This window comes from Luteibacter sp. UNCMF366Tsu5.1 (assembly GCF_900119235.1).
GTDB lineage: Bacteria > Pseudomonadota > Gammaproteobacteria > Xanthomonadales > Rhodanobacteraceae > Luteibacter > Luteibacter flocculans.
Genome location: NZ_FPIS01000001.1, coordinates 575,985 through 593,705, shown reverse-complemented (window position 1 = coordinate 593,705; position 17,721 = coordinate 575,985). Strand labels below are relative to the sequence as shown.

10 protein-coding genes are annotated in these 17,721 nt (G+C 64.1%); 4 read left to right on the top strand and 6 right to left on the bottom strand.

Annotation, left to right across the window (positions count from 1 at the left end):
- The first annotated feature begins 65 nt into the window (after positions 1–65).
- The 3 genes from BT115_RS02530 (at position 66) to BT115_RS02520 (ending at position 7,164) form a co-directional block, all read left to right on the top strand.
- A complete protein-coding gene (locus BT115_RS02530) occupies positions 66–2,675 on the top strand; it encodes a glycoside hydrolase family 3 protein (protein WP_072320968.1) in 2,610 nt (869 codons plus the stop codon).
- A gap of 288 nt (positions 2,676–2,963) precedes the next feature.
- Positions 2,964–5,402 carry a TonB-dependent receptor gene (locus tag BT115_RS02525; RefSeq protein ID WP_072320967.1) on the top strand — a complete coding sequence of 813 codons (2,439 nt, stop codon included), beginning with the start codon at positions 2,964–2,966 and terminating at the stop codon, positions 5,400–5,402.
- 166 nt (positions 5,403–5,568) lie between these two features.
- Positions 5,569–7,164, top strand: coding sequence for a tryptophan halogenase family protein (locus tag BT115_RS02520; protein WP_072320966.1), 1,596 nt, complete (start codon positions 5,569–5,571; stop codon positions 7,162–7,164).
- A gap of 208 nt (positions 7,165–7,372) precedes the next feature.
- Here the strand turns inward: BT115_RS02520 and BT115_RS02515 are convergent, their stop codons facing one another.
- The 6 genes from BT115_RS02515 to BT115_RS02490 all read right to left on the bottom strand — a co-directional run bounded on the left by BT115_RS02515 (position 7,373) and on the right by BT115_RS02490 (position 15,714).
- Positions 7,373–8,851, bottom strand: coding sequence for a serine hydrolase domain-containing protein (locus BT115_RS02515; RefSeq protein WP_072320965.1), 1,479 nt, complete (start codon positions 8,849–8,851; stop codon positions 7,373–7,375).
- Positions 8,852–8,966: 115 nt separating this feature from the next.
- On the bottom strand, positions 8,967–10,823 hold the full coding sequence (locus BT115_RS02510; protein ID WP_072320964.1) for a M3 family metallopeptidase: 1,857 nt from the start codon (positions 10,821–10,823) through the stop codon (positions 8,967–8,969).
- A gap of 43 nt (positions 10,824–10,866) precedes the next feature.
- Positions 10,867–11,625, bottom strand: coding sequence for an AraC family transcriptional regulator (locus BT115_RS02505; protein ID WP_072320963.1), 759 nt, complete (start codon positions 11,623–11,625; stop codon positions 10,867–10,869).
- Positions 11,626–11,644: 19 nt separating this feature from the next.
- Positions 11,645–12,469, bottom strand: coding sequence for a DUF5694 domain-containing protein (locus BT115_RS18615; protein ID WP_177257357.1), 825 nt, complete (start codon positions 12,467–12,469; stop codon positions 11,645–11,647).
- Between the two features lie 97 nt (positions 12,470–12,566).
- Positions 12,567–15,437 carry a type 2 lanthipeptide synthetase LanM family protein gene (locus BT115_RS02495; RefSeq protein WP_072320962.1) on the bottom strand — a complete coding sequence of 957 codons (2,871 nt, stop codon included), beginning with the start codon at positions 15,435–15,437 and terminating at the stop codon, positions 12,567–12,569.
- Between the two features lie 88 nt (positions 15,438–15,525).
- Entirely contained in the window at positions 15,526–15,714 is a 189-nt protein-coding gene (locus BT115_RS02490; RefSeq protein WP_072320961.1) for a DUF6229 family protein, read from the bottom strand.
- Between the two features lie 212 nt (positions 15,715–15,926).
- Between BT115_RS02490 and BT115_RS02485 the strand changes: the two genes are divergently transcribed.
- Entirely contained in the window at positions 15,927–17,600 is a 1,674-nt protein-coding gene (locus BT115_RS02485) for a cyclic peptide export ABC transporter (protein ID WP_072320960.1), read from the top strand.
- The last annotated feature ends 121 nt before the right edge of the window (positions 17,601–17,721 follow it).

Sequence of the window (17,721 nt, the reverse complement as noted above, 5' to 3'; positions counted from 1 at the left end):
CGTTCGCTGGCGATGCCCGCGGTCATGCTGCATAGCAAATTGACAGCGCTGTCATTCCTGCCAAGATGCGGCCCGGAAGCGCACCGCCGGTGCGCCAGCCAGGGGCCCATGCCGTGCCATTGCTGCAGCGATCGTGCCTGTTCTTGCGAAGCCATTCCGTTGCGCTGGCGTTTGCCGGCGCCGTGTTGAGCACCGTGCCGGCCGCGGCCGGTGATGCCACCGCAGTACACCCCGAGCAATGGCCGAAAGGCGCATCGCCGTTGCTGCCGAACCCGGCGATCGAGGCGCGGATACACGCGCTGATGGCGAAGATGTCGATCGAGGACAAGGTCGGCCAGATGATCCAGGCCGACATCAAATACGTGACGCCGGACGACGTGCGCACCTATCGCCTGGGCTCGGTGTTGGCGGGCGGCAATTCCAAGCCGCCGGGGCATCCGTTTCCGGACGGCTCGCATTGGCGGGCCCTGGCCGACGCGTTCTACCACGCCTCCATGGACACCTCGCGTGGCGGACTGGCGATCCCGGTGCTGTTCGGCATCGACGCCGTGCACGGCCACAACAACCTGGTCGGCAGCACGCTGTTTCCGCAGAACTCCGCGCTGGGAGCGACGCGCGATCCGCAACTGATCCACGATATCGGCGAGGTCACCGCGCAGGAACTCCGCGCCAGCGGTATCAGTTGGACGTTCGCGCCGACGCTTACCGTGCCACAGGATGGTCGCTGGGGACGTGCGTACGAAGGCTACTCGCAGAATCCGGCGTTGGTCGCGCAGTACGCCGCGGCAGTCGTCGGTGGGCTGGAAGGCAAGCCGGGCACGCCGCAGTTCCTCGATGCGCAGCATGTGATTGCCACGGCCAAGCATTTCGTCGGCGATGGCGGTACGCACGACGGCAAGGACCAGGGCGATGCGCAGATCAGCGAAGCTGCACTGCGCGACATCCACGCCGCCGGCTATCCACCGGCCATCAAGGCGGGCGTGCAGGTCGTGATGGTCTCGTTCTCCAGTTGGAACGGTGCCAAGATGGCCGGCAACAAGGCGTTGATTACCGGCGTACTGAAAGAGCGCATGGGCTTCGACGGAATCGTGCTCGGCGACTGGAACGCGCATGGCCAGGTGCCGGGCTGCACCAACGAAGACTGCGCCGTGGCGTACAACGCGGGGCTCGACATGCTGGAAGCCCCCGATTCCTGGAAGGGTCTGTACACGAACACGCTGGCCCAGGTGAAAGCCGGCACCATCCCGATGAGCCGCGTAGACGATGCGGTAACCCGCATCCTGCGCGTGAAGATGCGGCTGGGCATGTTCGACGCCGGTGCGCCGTCGACCAATCCGCTTGCCGTCAAGGCGGCCGACATCATCGGCAGTCCTGCGCATCGCGAGGTGGCTCGTCGCGCCGTCCGCGAATCACTGGTGCTGCTGAAGAACCATCGGGGCACGTTGCCGATCGATCCGCGCAAGCACGTGCTGGTGGCCGGTGACGGTGCCGACGACATCTCCAAGCAGAACGGCGGTTGGACGCTGGGCTGGCAAGGCACGGGGCTGACCAACGCGAATTTCCCGGGAGCCACCTCCATCTGGGCGGGCATCGACGCACAGGTGAAGGCCGCAGGTGGCAGCGCCGAGTTGTCGGTGGAAGGCAACTACACACAGAAGCCCGATGCCGCGATCGTCGTTTTCGGCGAGGATCCCTACGCCGAATTCCAGGGCGACCGTTCCAATCTCGCCTACCGTCCCGGCAACGACCACGACCTGGAACTCCTGCGTAAGCTGCGCGGGCAGGGTATCCCGGTGACGGCCGTGTTCCTGACTGGACGTCCGCTCTGGGTCAATCGCGAGATCAATGCCGCGGACGCGTTCGTGGTGGCGTGGCTGCCGGGCAGCGAAGGCGAGGGCGTGGCAGATGTCTTGTTGCGCAAACCCGATGGCCGCGTGGCGTACGACTTCCACGGCAAGCTGGCCTATGCGTGGCCACGCAGCGCGGCGCAGATACCGGTCGCAGCCATCGCGCGCGGCGAGCGTCCGCAGTTTCCCTACGGCTTCGGCCTGACCTACGCCGACCATGCGGACACCGGCAACCTGCCGGAGGACCCGGGCCTCACGCTGAACAACGAGCAGACCGGCGTTTACTTCACGCGCGGCAAGCCGGCAGCGGATTTCGTGCTGCGCCTGAGTGGCCCGCATGGTGGCGCCACGAACGTCACCGCGATGCCATCGGCCACGACCGACGGCAGCCTGCGCATCGAAGCCGTCGACTACAAGGCCCAGGAAGACGCACGCGAGATCCGCTGGTCCGGTACCGCGAGCGTGGAACTCGTCGCGCCCGCACCGCTTGACGTGGAGCGCGAAACGAACGGCGACGTGCTGCTCGTCACCACGTTGCGGATGGATGCCGCGCCGCCGGCGGACAGCGCTATCGGTGTGGGCTGCGGAACCGGATGCGAGGCCAGCGTGCCGGTCGGTACACAGCTCGCCGCGTTGCCCCAGGGGCAGTGGCTGCGAGTGGGCATTCCGTTGAAATGCTTCAGAGCGGCCGGCGCGAACATGAGCCGGTTGGATCGGCCTTTCGCGTGGTCCAGCCACGCCGGTGCGCAAATGGCCATCACGGATGTATCGCTCAGTACGGTGGCGGACCGCATCTTGTCGTGCCCGCCGCCAGGGAACGCGCCATGACTACCGCTTTCGGGCTTCCGGCTCGAGTGCGCTTGTTTGCTTTGCACCAAACCCGAGGCGTCTACCGCCTCGGCGAGCCGCGCATGCGAGTGCGCGGTGGGGTTTTTCGCACCTGTGAAGACGTGCTGCCGTGCCGCAAGCATTCGTTATCAACGCGTTTTATCATCGACCAATGACAGCGCTGTCATTCGGGGGAATGGCGTGTCGATGGGGACGTAGGGAAAACGTTTGTCTAGACCGGTAGTGCGGCGGACAACATTTATCCGAACGATGGACGGGGAGAGCCAAATGAATCTGCATCGCAAGTTGTTGTATGTCGCCATCACGCTGGCAATCGCGCCAGGCACGCTGTTGGCGGCGGAACAGGACACCACCGCACAGAGCACGCCGACGAAAGAGCAGGGCAGCAACGAGAAGAAAATCCAGAATCTGGACGCGGTCTCCGTGACCGCGACCAAGCGCGAAACGCCGCTGCAGAAGACGCCCGTGGCGGTGACCGCCATCTCCGTCGATACCCTCGACCGAGAGCGGGTCATGACCGTGCAGGACCTGACCAAACTGGTACCGGGCCTGCAGGGTACGTCGCAGGGCGACCACGGTGTCGTGACGCTGACCTTGCGCGGCATCGGTAACGACAGCGCCAAGACCGAATACGCCGATCCGGAAGTGGCGACCTTCGTCGATGGCGTCTATGCGCCGCGTGCCGAAGCGGCATCCGGCCTGCTCCTCGACATGGACGGCGTCGAGACGCTGCGTGGACCGCAGGGCACGCTGTGGGGGCGCAACTCCACCGCCGGCGCCATCAGCTTCCAGACGGCCAAGCCGGATATCGGCGCGGGCTTCTACGGCAACGCGCAGGTGGGCGCGGGCAACTACAACCAGGTGGGCGCGCGCGCTGCGTTCAACCTTCCCATCAGCAACACGTTCGCCATGCGTGTTGCCGTGGTGCACGAACAGCACGACGGCTACGTCGACTACCAGAATCCGTCGGGCCAGTTGCCCAGCATCGCGCAGCAACAGCAGGCGTATCTTGCGTCGTCGGCGTCCGGCGGCACGCTCGCCAACTTCAAGCCGATCGATCCCGGCCAGTACGTCCAGCGGGGCGACAAGTACAACTCGCAGGATCAATCTGCGGCGCGTGTCAGCGCTTTGTGGCAGCCCAGCGATGCGTTCAAGTGGAACCTGTCGTACGAGTACTTCGTCGACCGCGGCACGCCGAGCATGAGCCTCATGCAGAAGCCGCGCGAGGGGCAGGATTTCTGGTCGGCACTGATCGACACCGCGCCGTACCTGGACCGCACGTCCAAGACGCTGCGTAGCCGCATGGACTGGAACATCAACGACAGCATGCAGCTCAGCTACATCGCTGGCTACAACCACTACACGGGTCGAAGCGATTTCGACCAGGATGTGGGCGTCAGCGTGCCAACCAGCTTCACCACCAATGGCGTTTACCAGGACGATCGCACCAACGACTCCCGTTACAAGAACTGGAGCCAGGAGCTGAACCTGAAGTCCGTCGGTCCGCAGACGGTCGACTGGATCCTGGGTGCCTATTACGGCTACGAAGACAACAGCATCCGCTTCGATATCCCCATCATGAACGGTACGCGCTACGGCACCGTGAACTGGCAGGGCTCGTTCATCCAGCCCAAGGAGACGGTGGAGTCGTATGCACTGTTCGGCCAGGCGACCTGGCATCTGAGCGACCACTGGCGCCTCACCGGCGGTGCGCGCTGGTCGCACGACACCAAGAAGAACGAGGGCGGTATCAACTGGGGCTGGGCTTACGATCCGACCGTGCCTCAGGTGCCGATCTCGCCGGACGTGTATCCGGACCCGTCGAACGGCTTCTCCGTTTCGCAGCGCAATACAGCCAAGTACAGCAAGGGCAAGCCGACCTGGCTGCTGCGCCTGGACACCGACGTCAGCGAGAACGGCCTGCTCTATGCCAGCGTATCGACCGGCTACAAGTCGGGCGGTACGCAGGACGCCGGTACGCTGTACAAGCCCGAGACGCTGACCAACTACGAAGTCGGAAGCAAGTTCACCTTCCTCGATGGCCACATGACATGGAACTCGGCCATCTATTACGAGAACTTCAAGAACTTCCAGCTCTCCGCGCCCATCGTCTATCCGGACGGCAATCATGGCCTGGGCTTCTCCAACGTCGGCGGCAGCACGAAGGTGCTCGGCTTCGAGACGGAGCTGGCGTATCAGCAGACCGACGACCGCTTCAACCTCATCTTCTCGGCGATCCCGAAGAAGGAACTCGGTCGTCTGATCTACGCCGGCTCCAACGACTATCAGGGCCTGCCGGCATGCCCGCCGCAGTCAAACCTTGCCAACTGCGCGAACGTGACCGGCAACGATCTGCCGCATGCACCCAATGTGTCGCTTACGGGTATCTACGAGCACACGTTCCACCTCGCCAACGGGGGACGCCTCACGCCCCGCGTCAGCGCTCAGTACCAGAGCTCGCAGTGGCTGAGCTACTTCAACCTGGGCGCTGGTGACCGGCAGAAGGCGTACACGCGTGGCGACGTGTCGCTGCGCTACAGCGAGCCAGGCGACAAGTGGTGGGTCAACGCGTACGTGCAGAACGTGTCCGATGGAAAGGTCCGTACGAGCGCCGGGCGCTTCCTCATGTCCGACGGCTCATTGGAATACGTATCGCAGTACCTCGCGCCGCGCACTTACGGTGTGCAACTCGGTGTGTGGTTCTGACGTCATCCAGGGCGTCCCGTGTTCAGGACGCCCGACGTTTGCCGTTCCGTTGGGGCCGCTTCGGCGAGCGCTCACCCCTCTCCCCGTGAATGGCTTCTTTGCCGGGCCCGCATGATGCGGCCCGGCTGTTCTTTGATCGATCGCTAGCAACCCGCGGGAGCAGATCATGGCGCGCCTCAAGAACGTGTTGATCGTGGGCGGCGGTACCGCCGGGTGGCTGACGGCGTGTTACCTCGCCAAAGCAGTGAACGCCCTCGATCCGCGCAGCGTGCAGGTGCATCTGGTGGAGTCGCCCGACATCGGCCTGCTCGGCGTCGGCGAGGCGACGTTTCCTTCCATTCGCGGCACGCTGGCGGCCATCGGACTCGACGAGCGTCGTTTCCTGGTGGGCGCTACTGCGACGTACAAGCAAGGTATCCACTATCGCCATTGGGTGCGCCCACCGGGCACGCCCGGTGCCGACCATTTTTTTCATCCCTTCAATGCACCCAGCCAACGCCCGGGCGGTCCTGATCTGCTTCCGTACTGGCTGCTGGGTGCAGCACCGGAGGGCATGCCGTTTGCCGATGCCGTGTCGATGCAGAGCACGCTGGTCGACCACTCTCGCGCACCCAAACGTGCGCGTGACAGCGATTATCAAGGCCCGATGAACCACGCGTTCCACTTCGATGCGGCGTGCTTTGCGCGCGTGCTCGCGGAGCACGGCCAACAGTCGCTCGGCGTTGTTCGGCACGTGGCGACGGTGGAACGCACGGAGCTGGATGAGACGGGTGCCATCGCACGCGTGGTGACGAAGGAGGAGGGCGACCTCACCGCAGACCTCTACGTGGATTGCACTGGCCTGCGCGGCATGCTGATCGGCAACGTGATGCAATCGCCGTTCCGCAGCCGGGCGGACGTGCTGTTCGCCAACCGCGCCGTCGCCATGCAGGTGCCGTACGACACACCGGATACACCGATTCCCTCGTACACCATCTCCACGGCCCAGGAGGCCGGGTGGACCTGGGACATTGGCTTGCAGAAACGGCGCGGCGTGGGTTACGTGTATTCGTCGCGCCACACCAGCGACGACCGTGCCGAAGACGTTTTCCGACGTTACCTCGGCCAGGCCGCCGAAAACCTCAAGGCCATGCATATCCGGTTCGAGACGGGATATCGGCCCGAGCATTGGCGCAAGAACTGCGTGGCGGTGGGGCTGGCAGGCGGCTTCGTAGAGCCGCTGGAATCCACCGGCATCGCACTGATCGAACTGGCGACGTACCTGCTTTCCCATCTGCTGCCCAGCGACACGGATGGCATGGAAAGCGCCGCGCGCCACTTCAACGACATGATGGTTGCGCGCTACGACCGCATCATCGATTTCATCAAGATGCACTACTGCCTGAGCCAGCGACGCGACTCGGCGTTCTGGATCGACAATGCCGATCCCGCCACGATTCCGACCACGCTGCAGGAAAAACTGGCGCGGTGGAAACACCGGCCGCCGCATCGACTGGACTTCGTGACCGACCTGGAGATGTTCATGCCATGCAGCTGGCAATACATCCTGTACGGCATGGAGTTCAAGACCGATCTCGAACCCATGCGCAGCGCGTATCCGCATGTGGCCGCCGCGCGTCACGAGTTCGCCATGATCCAGCAAGCGGCCATTCGCGCCCTCGATGATCTACCGGATCATCGGGCGCTGGTCGAGCAGATGTGTGGTGAGCATGTGCGGCGTGGCCAGTCTCAGGAACCCGGCGTGGTCCACGCCACGGCCTGAGTCAGGACGGCTGAGGGAGCCGCCATGGCAACGAGGTCAGGGCGCTAGATTGTGGGAGCCGCCATGGCGGCGAGGGGAATCTGCCTTGCCGCTTCATTGCTCTGTGGGCTTCTCGCCGCCATGGCGGCTCCCACAGATAAGGGGAAGCCGGCCGCTCAGTAGCCCCAAGCTCGGTGGGAGCCAGCCTGCTGGCGATGGAAGAGACAACCTACGGCCCGGCTTGCAGCTTCTTCAGGTGGTCGGCGCCGTGAGTGTTGGAAGGATTGAGGACGAGCGACTTGCGGTAGTTGGCGATGGCATTGGGCTTGTCGCCCAGCGTCTCGTAGCCCTCGGCCAGACTGTCGAAGGCGTTCCAACTGGTCGACCACTGCTCCGTGTTGTAGAGAAACAGTCCGATCGCCTGAGTACCTTTGCCTTCGCGCAATAGGCGGTAGGCCCATGTGTTCACGAAGTCTTCCGTGAGATGCAGCTCCGGATACTTGCGCTTCACCCTCGCGATCACGCGCGAAGCATCGCCGGAACGATCGTCCTGCAAGGCGCGTTCGAGCGCGGCCAACGCCGGGGGCTTTCCCCAAATCTCTTCCAGCGCCTGGTTCGCGAGGTTCTGCAGTTCGTTCTGCGCTTCACCGGGCCGATTGGCGAGGAGAACGATCCCGTAGCCGAGCGCCGGATACATTTCGATGTAGCTGGCACAGCCGAACGTGCTACCGGACATGCGCAGGCGCGGCTTGTTGTCCACAGTTCGGCTGAGCACCCAGTTGAGGCCCATCGCGGACGTTTTTTCGGGATCGCCCCAAGCCGTTTGCTGGGTAAGGCGAATGGCGGGATCGGTGGCTGCCAGTTCCGCAGTCAGGAACTTCGCCATATCGCGCGTGCTGTAGCGCAGGCCGCCGGCCATCAGAAACGCATCCTCGTACATCCGCGGCATCGCGACATGCCGCTTGTTGTAGCCGTCCACCTCGAACGCTTGCCGACTCTTGCCAAATCCCGACTGCATGCCGAAGGGCTTCTCGATGTAGCGCGCCACGAGGCTTTGGTACGGCTCGTCATAGACCTTCTCGAGAATGCGCCCCATGAGCACGGGTGCGAGGTTCGAGTGCTGCGTCTCCGTGCCCGGCTTGCGACTGAGTTTGGCCGTCTTGAGTTCGGCATAGACCTGTTCCGGCGTGATGCGGCTCATCGCCTCCGTCGCGAGGAAGGGCGCCTTGTCCGGATCGACCCCATCGGGGAACGGATTGGGGAGGTTGTCGGGCAGGGCCGAGGTCGTCGTGACCAGATCGACGATGCGCACCGGCGTGCCTTCCCATTGCAGGTTGGGGTAGTCGCCGGGCAGATAACGTCGAATGTCGTCCTGCAATCGGATCTTTCCTTCGATCACGGCATGCGCAAGGATCAGCGCATTGAAGACCTTGCTGACTGAACCGATCTCGTAGACCGAGTTCTCGGTCGGCGGGCTGTCCTTGCCACGCGTGGTTGTACCGAAGTTGTAGAAATGCGGCCGACCGTTCCGGACGACCGCGATCGACACACCGTCGGCGCGGCCGTCCGCAACGAACTGGGTGCCGAGCCGCTGGAATACGCGGTCCATTCGCGCCTGCTCAGGCTCGGCGGTCGTCTGTGCCATGGCAATAGAGGCAGCCATGGACGCGCTGCAAATCAGCAAGAGGATGAGCTTGCGAAACGGCATCGTGTTTTCCCGTGGACGATGGGGTGTGCAAACGCCGGACTCGGCCGCAAGGGCCGAGAGCGGATTCGTTAACGGGAAGGATGCGCGGGTGTGGAAAAAGGTTGAAACGCGATCTTCAACGTTGGGAGGAAGGCGGGCCAGGCAACCTTCGATATAGCTGTGCCAGTGCATCCACCTTTTCCTGGATGACCGCCATGTCCGCGTCCACCAGATCGGGGGGCGTCATAGGCTTGCCGAAGAACCGGGCGAGAAGCTGGTCAGGTGCGGCGTCGAATCCTTCGGCCATCAGCGCGGCGTATCGCTTCTGAAAGTCGGCCGGATCTTTTCGGGCCATGTCGAACATGCGCGTAGCCCACAATCCCGCGTAAAGATAATTGGCGAGATACAGCGGATCCTCGAACATCAGGCGCTTGCCGATCCACGCGTGCGCCAGTGACGGGTCGATGGAAGGCCAGATCTCGAACCGCCGGGTGATGTCCAGCGTCAACGCGTCCATGTCCGCGGCGCCGCGGATCTTGCCGGCAACGACGCCGTCATAGATGCCTTCCTCCCATTGCGCCTCTTCGGCTGAGGTGAAGATCTCGAAGGTCATCTCGTCCAGTTGCGCCTGAAGGTAATACGCCTTCGCCGCGGGATCGTCGGTATGCCGATAGAGGTACTCGTAGAACAGCATCTCGTTCAGGATAGCAATGGCTTCATGCATCCAGCTCGGGCCGTGGTTGAAGAAGGGTGATACCCCGCGCTCGTCCATCAACTGACTGTGGATCGCGTGACCGCCCTCGTGTGCCACGACGCTGGCTTCCTTGACCGTCGGCTTCCATACGCCGAGAAAAAGCGCGCCGGGAGATCCAGGGGCTGCAAGAGAGAAGGCATCGTCTTCGCGCGTGCCCTGCACGGTGGCGAGGTCGGTGCGCTTGTTCGCAGGGTCGAGCAGGGCGCGAAAATGGGCCACGTAGTCACGACCAAGCGGCGCCAGTGCCTCGGGAATCACGCGGCGCATCTGCATGTCATCGAAAGCAGGTGGCTCGAACCCCGACGTCGGCATCGCGAGATCCCAGCTATGCGCTTGCTCGATGCCGAGCGCGTGTGCGACATGCTCCGCGCGCAGGCGTTGGTACGCCTGTAGCAAGGGCGCATGGGCTTCCACTGCCTTCGCCGTGGCATCCACGTCGGCGCGGGTAAAAAGACGCGCGAAGTACGCGGCCTCCGGCGCATCGTTGAAGTGCTGCAGCTTGGCGACGCGGTCGTTGAGGCGGACGATCCCCACCAGGATCGACGCATAGGTTTCCTCCTGCGCGGCCAAGGCATCCTGGCGCAGCTTCCACGCCTGTTCGCGAACGCCGCGGTCGGGATCGGAAGCAAGCTTGTCGGCATCCTTCCCGACATCGAGGTCGCCCTGCGATGTATGGACATGGCCATAGGCCGTGGCGCGGCGCGTCTTCTGGTAGATGTTCCAGAACGTCTGGCTGTCCTGGTCGGACAGCGTATCGAGGATGGATTGTTGCGCATCGGGAAGTTCGTGCGGCAACGCGCGCACGGCGCGTTCCAGCAGCCAGTGGTAGCGCGCGAGCGCGGGCAGGGCAGCCACGTCCTTCGCAAAGCCGTCTTCGCCAATCGTGCGCAAGGTCTGGCGAGTGCGTTCCACGACGGTGTCGCCGGCGTCACCCACCGCACGGCGCGCTTCGGCGGCGGCATGGTCGTCGATGTCCTGGGCCGTGCGCAGGTGCAGCCAGGCCGCGTGGCGTTGAACGCGTGCCTGCAGACGTTCGGCCTTGTGCAGATAGTCGAGCAGCGCGCCGGGCGCGGGCGTGTCGAGGACGGGCAGCGCCGCGACGTCCGTCAACAATGTCGTGCGATCCGTCGCCTCGGCGGCGGAGCTCGCAAACCACAGGCGGGGATCGATGCGCCGGTCTTCGGCGTGAACGGCGGCGACGAGCACCGCCAGCAGAACGAATGGGATGAAGGTTTTCATTGGCCCACGCTAGCAGGCGCGTGAAGGCAACGCTTTACCCGGATTAGCGCGACCTGCGCCAGGCCGAGGGTGTCACGGCGTGCACCGCGCGGAACGAGCGGGAGAACTGCGCCGCACCCGCGAAACCGCATTCGAGGGCGATGTCCAGCAACGGCCGCCGAGTGGTGCGCAGCAAGTGCGCTGCGCGCTCCACGCGCAGCCGGCGCAGGTAGTCGCCTGGCGTGCAGTGGTGAAAGAGCCGGAAACTGCGGGCGAGATGGACGGGGTGGCGTTCTGCTACGGCCGCCAGATCGGCCAGCGACCAGTCGCGTGCTCGATCGTCATGCAGGCACTGGCGGACCCGGCGCAGCCAAGCCGGCTCCATCATGCTCAGCTCTGCCATGCCGCGACCGGTTTCCGCCAGAACGTCCAGGGCCAGGCCTTCGGCACACAGCGGCGCGCATGCGTCCTCGACCGCCATGGCCTGAACGATGCGCCATCCCAGCGCATGCAGCGTGGCCGACCGACGTATCAATGGGCGCCCGTCCAGTCGCGCATGGTGCTCGGCCAGCAGGCCAGCCAGCGTGTCGTTGGGATGGAAGATGACCTTGCGCGCGCCGCGCTGGCCGAAGCGCTGTTCGTGCTTTGCATGAGCGGGGCAGAACAGGAGATCGCCCGGCTCATGGACATTGCGCATGCCGAGAATGGTTTCTTCGTAACCGCCTTCCACGACGAGACAGAACCAGGCCTCGTCGTGGCGGTGCCCGGCCATGTGGCCGCCGGGACGGTATTCGGAGACGTGGAGATCGACGATACCGCTCATCCAGATGTTCCCGTACAGGCTATCGCGCCGAGGCTTGCCCCGTGAGCCACGGTTGCGGCTCAACCAGTCGGAATACGTTGGACTCCACGGCGTCCTTGCGCAAGTGGGGGCCGTGGCCTGCGCCATAGATGACCAGCACGCGATCGTCGGGCTTGGTGGCGAGCGCGCGGATGTGCGTGAAGATGCGCAGGTTGCGTGCATACCATTGACCGACCCATGCGGCGCCTGGGTTGTTGCTGTCGTCGCCGAACTGCGGCAGATCGAAGTACCCCTTCTGGTCCTCGGCCATACGCTTCGGGTCGTTCCACATGAGGTACCACTCCGTCACGCTGTGGCTTTTCAGGTACTCGGTTTCCTTCGCCGCCTGAGCTTTCCATGGGGCGACCCTTGCCTCCAGCAGATCGGCCTTGCCATGCGCCTTGGCCCACGCCATCCAATCGTAGTCGGCGTCCTTGCCAGGGGCGTTGTCATTCCAGTCCACGGCATCGACACGTGGCAGACCCAGCTGTTTTGCCAAGCGCAGGCCGATCTGGTCGGTCTCGTCTGCCGTCAAGGTATAGCGGCCCGCCCGGTAATCGGCATAGCGCTTGTCCAGTTCCGCTTGCTTCGCATAGGGAAATTCGATGGCGACGTGCGTGGGTTTCCAGGCGGCCAGCCGCGTGACCATCGCCTCGATCTCGGCCTGCCGTGCAGGGGTGCGCACGTCCTCCACATGCGTATTGGCGACGTCACGATTGTGATTGGCCAGGTGGCCGGAGCCCAGGAACATCATCTGCGGAGCCTCCTGGGCGCCCGCGCACAGAGAGACGACAGCCAGGAAGGCAGCGGATACCCAACGACACATGGTGAACCCCATCGGATGGTCTACGAGCCGATGGGATGCGCGCCACGGCGGAAGCGTTGGCATGACTTTCGGCATGCCAACGGCGTGGACCGTAACACTAGATCGCGGCCACCGCAGGTTCCTGCGCCGCGTCGAGTGGCGCTTTCGCCACGCGATACTCCATCAGCAGTGCCGACGGCACCGGGCATGCGGGGTGCATGCGCGCCAGTTGCAGGATCGACCCCGACACACCGCTCATCAGCCCCGGGTTGAACGCATCGCGTGCCAGGCCACCGACAATGCCGTGCTCCTCGATGCTCGACAACACGATCGCCGCTGGCGGCATGCCGCTATCGGGCACCTGGGACGCGGCAATGCGCGACGCGCGGGTCAACAGCTCCCAGTTGCTGAGATCGCCATGGCAAAGCGTGTGACTGTGGCCCCAGCCACCCTCGACCGCGACGCGCACCGCGCGGCGCAGCGTGTCCAGGTGACGCGGGTGTCCCGTACGTTCGTAGAGATCGCAGGCCGCCAGGCCAATGCCGACGCTGCCGTGACACCAGGTGTTCGCGAAGTCCCGGCTATCCGGCTTGCGAACGTCGATCCAGTTGCCCGCCTCCGTGTCGTACAGCGATTCCTCGAAGTCGAACGCCCGCTCGGCGAGCGCGAGCCAACGCTGTCGATCGGTGGCCGTCCCGGCGTTACCGAGCGCAAGACGCGTCAACGCCCAGCCTGTGCCGGTGGCGCCATGCGCAAAGCCACCGATGGGCTCGTCGAAGATCGACGCGGGCCAGCGTGCGCCGCGTTCGTCGACGATGGCCGTGGCTTCGAGGTGCCTGCCGGCACGCTCGGCGAGTGACAGCCAACGTGAATCGCCGGTAGCCTCGGCAAGGTTGAGCAGGGGAACGATTGCACCGCCGACGCCTTCGAGAATGTCGAGAACGCGCTCGTTCTCGATGTTCCACTGTTCCATACGTGCGGCCTGTGCCACAGCACGGGACACGTAGCCACGCCCAGGCATCAGCTCATCGAGCACGAGCCACGTCTGCACCTGCGAACCGAGCCCAATGAAGCCGCCGATCGCCTCGGGTTCATCGCCGTCTTCGGCCGCGCGCAGAATCCGAAGCACCCCCTCCAGCGCATCGCCGACGCCCGCCACCTCATCGAGGCGTCCTTGGCGCATCTCTTCAGCATAGGTCGCCAATGCCAGCACGATGCCGCCAAGACCGACGTAGAGATTGGATTGCAGTGTACGCATCTGCCAACCGCCGCGGCCCAGCACCGGGCTGATCCAGGTCATCGTGCGATCGTCACCACGCACGGAGAGGCGCAACAGCTGTTCGAGCGTCTGCCGAGCCATGGATCGCCGCCGTCGATCCAGATCGTTCGCATGCGGATGGTGCGCAGATAGGTCGTAGGGAGACCGCTTGTCGTCGTTGAGTCGAACGTTGAGGTGAGCTGTCACGAGGGCGCCGCGGATGGTCAGCTCCTCCAGTTCGACGCGCATGTCCAGCCAGGCTCGAAACACCTCGTCACGCTGCGACGCATCGAGTACGTTGGCGAAGACGGGCACATCCCCGTAAAGCATGTCGTCGATCTCGTTGGCGATAAGCGCCGGCTCGGACGGCGCCACGGGGGACACGGCGGCGTTCTTCGCAAGCAGGTCGCGAGCGCGCTCGATAGCGGCGGCTTCGTCATGCAGCGATGCGGGATGCCAGAGCATGCGTATGACCTCGACGTACGCCTGCGTCGGCCGCCGGATGCGTCGGATCCGGCACCCGACGAAGGCATCGAGCAGAGGCGCGAGTTCCCCCTTGCGATGCCGCTCCGCCAAAGCCTCGGTCATCGTGCGGAAGCCGACGACGATGTCTTCCCAGAAGCGCGAGATGTCGGGGTTGAGACAGGGATGGTTCTTGCCGGCATCGATATCGACACTGACCAGGCCGACACGGGCTTCCGTCGTTCCGGGATCGACGATCTCCGGCACGCGGATCTTCGGCTGCTCACCTTGCAGCGCACCGATGGCGGATATGTCCACGCCGTCCAGCCCGAGAACGGGTGCGCGAAAGGGGACAAGACCCGTCCGCAGGACCGACGAGCGGATGAGCGCCTGCGCAAGATCGACGGCTTCGCCCTTTTGCGAGGGCGGCAGGGGGATCTCGGTGACGAACAGGCTTTCGACGTCGACCACATAGGGCACCGTGGACGAGGCGATCAGGTTCTCGTAGTGGATGTCGGTACCGCCCAGGAGTCGCATGACCGCGAGCCAATGGCCGATGTTCCGATAGAACACAGCAAGCTCGGCATCGTCGACGCAGTACACGTGGTCGACATGCCGGCTCCAACCATAATCGCCTCGGTCGAGCACCGCAGGAACGCGTATGCGCGATGCATCCTCGTGCAGCGCCGTGGCGAGAAAGCGATCCAACGCCGCATCGACACGCAGCGACCTCGGCTTGTACATGACCGTGCCGCCAACGAACGTGAGGCGCGCTACGGATTGCCCGCCCTCGTGGACGTCGCCTTCGCCGAGGTGCAATGCGCGCAGCGCGCCCAGATCGGCACCGAGGAAGACAGACAAGGTATCGCGATCGGCTTCCAGTCGGGACACCATGGCGACGATGGCCCGGCGTTGCTGATCGAGGGCACGAGCGAGGCGAGGCCTCAGCACGGGGTAACGTCGGTCGATGGCTGCGATGAACTCGGTCGTCATCGAGCGGGCGATAAAGGCGGCGAAACGCGATGCCTCAGAGCCTTCAGGCAGATCGCCGGACAGCTTCGCTGCGTGCAGTTCGAGCAGAAGCACGCGGTTGAGCTTGCGTTCTGCGTTGTCGCGCAAGGCGCGCTCTGCGGTCGCTGCGACCAGCTCTCTTTCGGCGGTGTCGAGCCCGGCCTGGGCGGCGATGTCACCGGCGAGACGTCGTCGTACGTCGTCCGTCAGATAAGCAATGAGGGGAGCAAAGGCGTTGGGCGATGCGGATGCATCCATGGGCGGTCCCTGCATGACCGTTGCAAGCGGGAGGAGCGACGGAAGAGATAGCCGTGGTGGTTGCCACGGCTATCGCGACTACTGCCTGTCAGCAGCAGACGCCCGGCCGGGAAGCCGTACACGAACTGCAATTGGAAATCAGTGCGATATCCGTACTGGTCATGGCCATGAGGGTCTGGTTGTGACCTTCGGTGTAGAGCGGCCCAGCCGGGTTGTCATACCCACCTACGTTGTCGGCGCCACTCAACCATCCCGCGAGGATCTTGTCGGTCTGCATACGAGTACTCCTTACGTGTTACGGGTGTGCGCCCGGACGGTATAGGAATCGCGTCGCGGCGGGCGCGTCCACGACGTCACCGCTCAGGCATTCTGAGGAGTTCGCAACGTGATTTTGTGCGATTTGCCGATTCCGCACGCAATAGGCTTTTCATGCCGACTATGCATGTCTGGCACCATGCGCAGACGCGACAATGGTGTAAGGATGCGTCGATGATCCTCAAGCGCTTCATCCTTCGGCATCGCATGCTCGTGGCGAGCGCCGTGGCATTGTCTGCCGCAAGCGCGCTGTCCACCATGGCGCTGCTATCGCACATCAACGCCATGGCGACGCATGGCGTGCATGCCGGTGATCCCGCACCGCTATGGAAAGGCGCGGGCTGGTTGGTTGCGGTCCTCGCGACAGGAGCCGCGTCGCAGTTCATCCTCGCCCGCCTGGGTGGCGATCTCGTCGCGCAGCTGCGCATCGACCTCTCCCGTCGATTCATCGACCTCGAGTACGAAACGCTCGCCAACGATAAGCACACGATCTTCGGATCGCTCATCGAAGACGTGGCGAGTATCGCGCCGCTGGTCCTCGTCGCACCATTGCTGTCATACAACGTGCTGCTTGTCGTTCTGTACGTGAGCTATCTCGCCAGCGTGTCGCCGCCACTGCTCGCTATTCTCGCGGGTTTTCTCAGCGTCACCGTGGTTGCGTCGATGGCATTGGAACGTTTTCTTCGTCGTCGCTTCGATGCCTTGCGCGATGCGAATGAAAAGGTCTTCGAGTATTTCCGTTACTTGAGCGAAGGAAAAAAGGAACTGGCGCTCAACGCCGCCCGCGCAAAGCATGTCGCCGACGAACTCATCCGCCCGGCCATCGGCCGCTCCCGCCGCCTGATGGTGCAGGTGCACACGGGCCTGGGCTTCAACGAGGCGTGGACATCGACCGTGATCTACGCATCGGTCTTCGTCATCGTCTACATCGGCTATGCGAGCCTGGCCTTGCCGCAGACGACGATCATGCGGTTCGTGATCGGCGCCTTGTTTCTCAGCGGCCCCGTGGCCTTCATCGTGAGTGCTGCGCGGCAGGTAGGTGTCGGCACGGCGAGTCTTCGGCATCTTCAACGTGTCGGTCTGGACCTCGATGGTGACGGCTCATCGAGTCGGTCCGATGTGCAGGGACAGGGGGGAGCGTGGCAGCGCATCGCGCTCCGCGGCGTGACCTATGCCTATGCGGGCGATGAAGACGGGCGCGTGGCGCTAGGCCCCATCGACCTCGATATCCAGCGTGGCGAGTTGCTTTTCATCGTGGGCGGCAATGGCAGCGGCAAGTCGACCTTGTTGCTGTTGCTTGCCTCGTTGCTCACGCCCCGCACCGGGGAACTGCTCGTCGATGACGTGCCGCTTGGTCGAGATACGCAACCGCACCGGCAGCGCTTCACCGGGGTGTTCGGCGACTTCTTTCTTTTCCCCCACGTACTCGACGCGAGCGGGCGGCCGCTATCCGATGAGCGCATCCGGACCTTGCTGACCTCACTGGGCCTCGGCTCGCTGGTGCAGGTGGAGCAGGGGGAATTGTCCAAGCTCACGCTCTCCACCGGACAGCGCAAGCGCCTGGCGCTGTTGCAGTGTTATGCCGAGGACAGGGACATCTTCTTCTTCGACGAATGGGCCGCCGATCAGGACACGCACTTCCGCGATTACTTCTACCGCACCTTGCTGCCGGACCTGAAAGCTCAGGGCAAGACCGTGGTCGCGATTACCCATGACGACCGCTATTTCGCGCTCGCCGATCGCGTGGTGAAGCTGGAATCGGGACGCGTCGTGTCCGATACGCGACGTCGTGACCCTGGAGTCGCCTATGCGGCGGGCGATCCTTCTGCGGATCACCGCGTGGGCTAGCCGCAGGAAGTACCGCGTCCGCACGGGACGCGGGGCATCGAAAGAACTTGCGTTCGCGTCTTCACGAAGACGTAGACATCGCTTGCCTATCGTTGCCCCACCGATTCCCGAATGAGTGCCC

Coding starts and splice junctions, on each gene's coding strand:
- BT115_RS02530 (WP_072320968.1), top strand. CDS start 66: ATGCGGCCCGGAAGCGCACCGCCGGTGCGCCAGCCAGGGGCCCATGCC.
- BT115_RS02525 (WP_072320967.1), top strand. CDS start 2,964: ATGAATCTGCATCGCAAGTTGTTGTATGTCGCCATCACGCTGGCAATC.
- BT115_RS02520 (WP_072320966.1), top strand. CDS start 5,569: ATGGCGCGCCTCAAGAACGTGTTGATCGTGGGCGGCGGTACCGCCGGG.
- BT115_RS02515 (WP_072320965.1), bottom strand. CDS start 8,851: ATGCCGTTTCGCAAGCTCATCCTCTTGCTGATTTGCAGCGCGTCCATG.
- BT115_RS02510 (WP_072320964.1), bottom strand. CDS start 10,823: ATGAAAACCTTCATCCCATTCGTTCTGCTGGCGGTGCTCGTCGCCGCC.
- BT115_RS02505 (WP_072320963.1), bottom strand. CDS start 11,625: ATGAGCGGTATCGTCGATCTCCACGTCTCCGAATACCGTCCCGGCGGC.
- BT115_RS18615 (WP_177257357.1), bottom strand. CDS start 12,469: ATGTGTCGTTGGGTATCCGCTGCCTTCCTGGCTGTCGTCTCTCTGTGC.
- BT115_RS02495 (WP_072320962.1), bottom strand. CDS start 15,437: ATGGATGCATCCGCATCGCCCAACGCCTTTGCTCCCCTCATTGCTTAT.
- BT115_RS02490 (WP_072320961.1), bottom strand. CDS start 15,714: ATGCAGACCGACAAGATCCTCGCGGGATGGTTGAGTGGCGCCGACAAC.
- BT115_RS02485 (WP_072320960.1), top strand. CDS start 15,927: ATGATCCTCAAGCGCTTCATCCTTCGGCATCGCATGCTCGTGGCGAGC.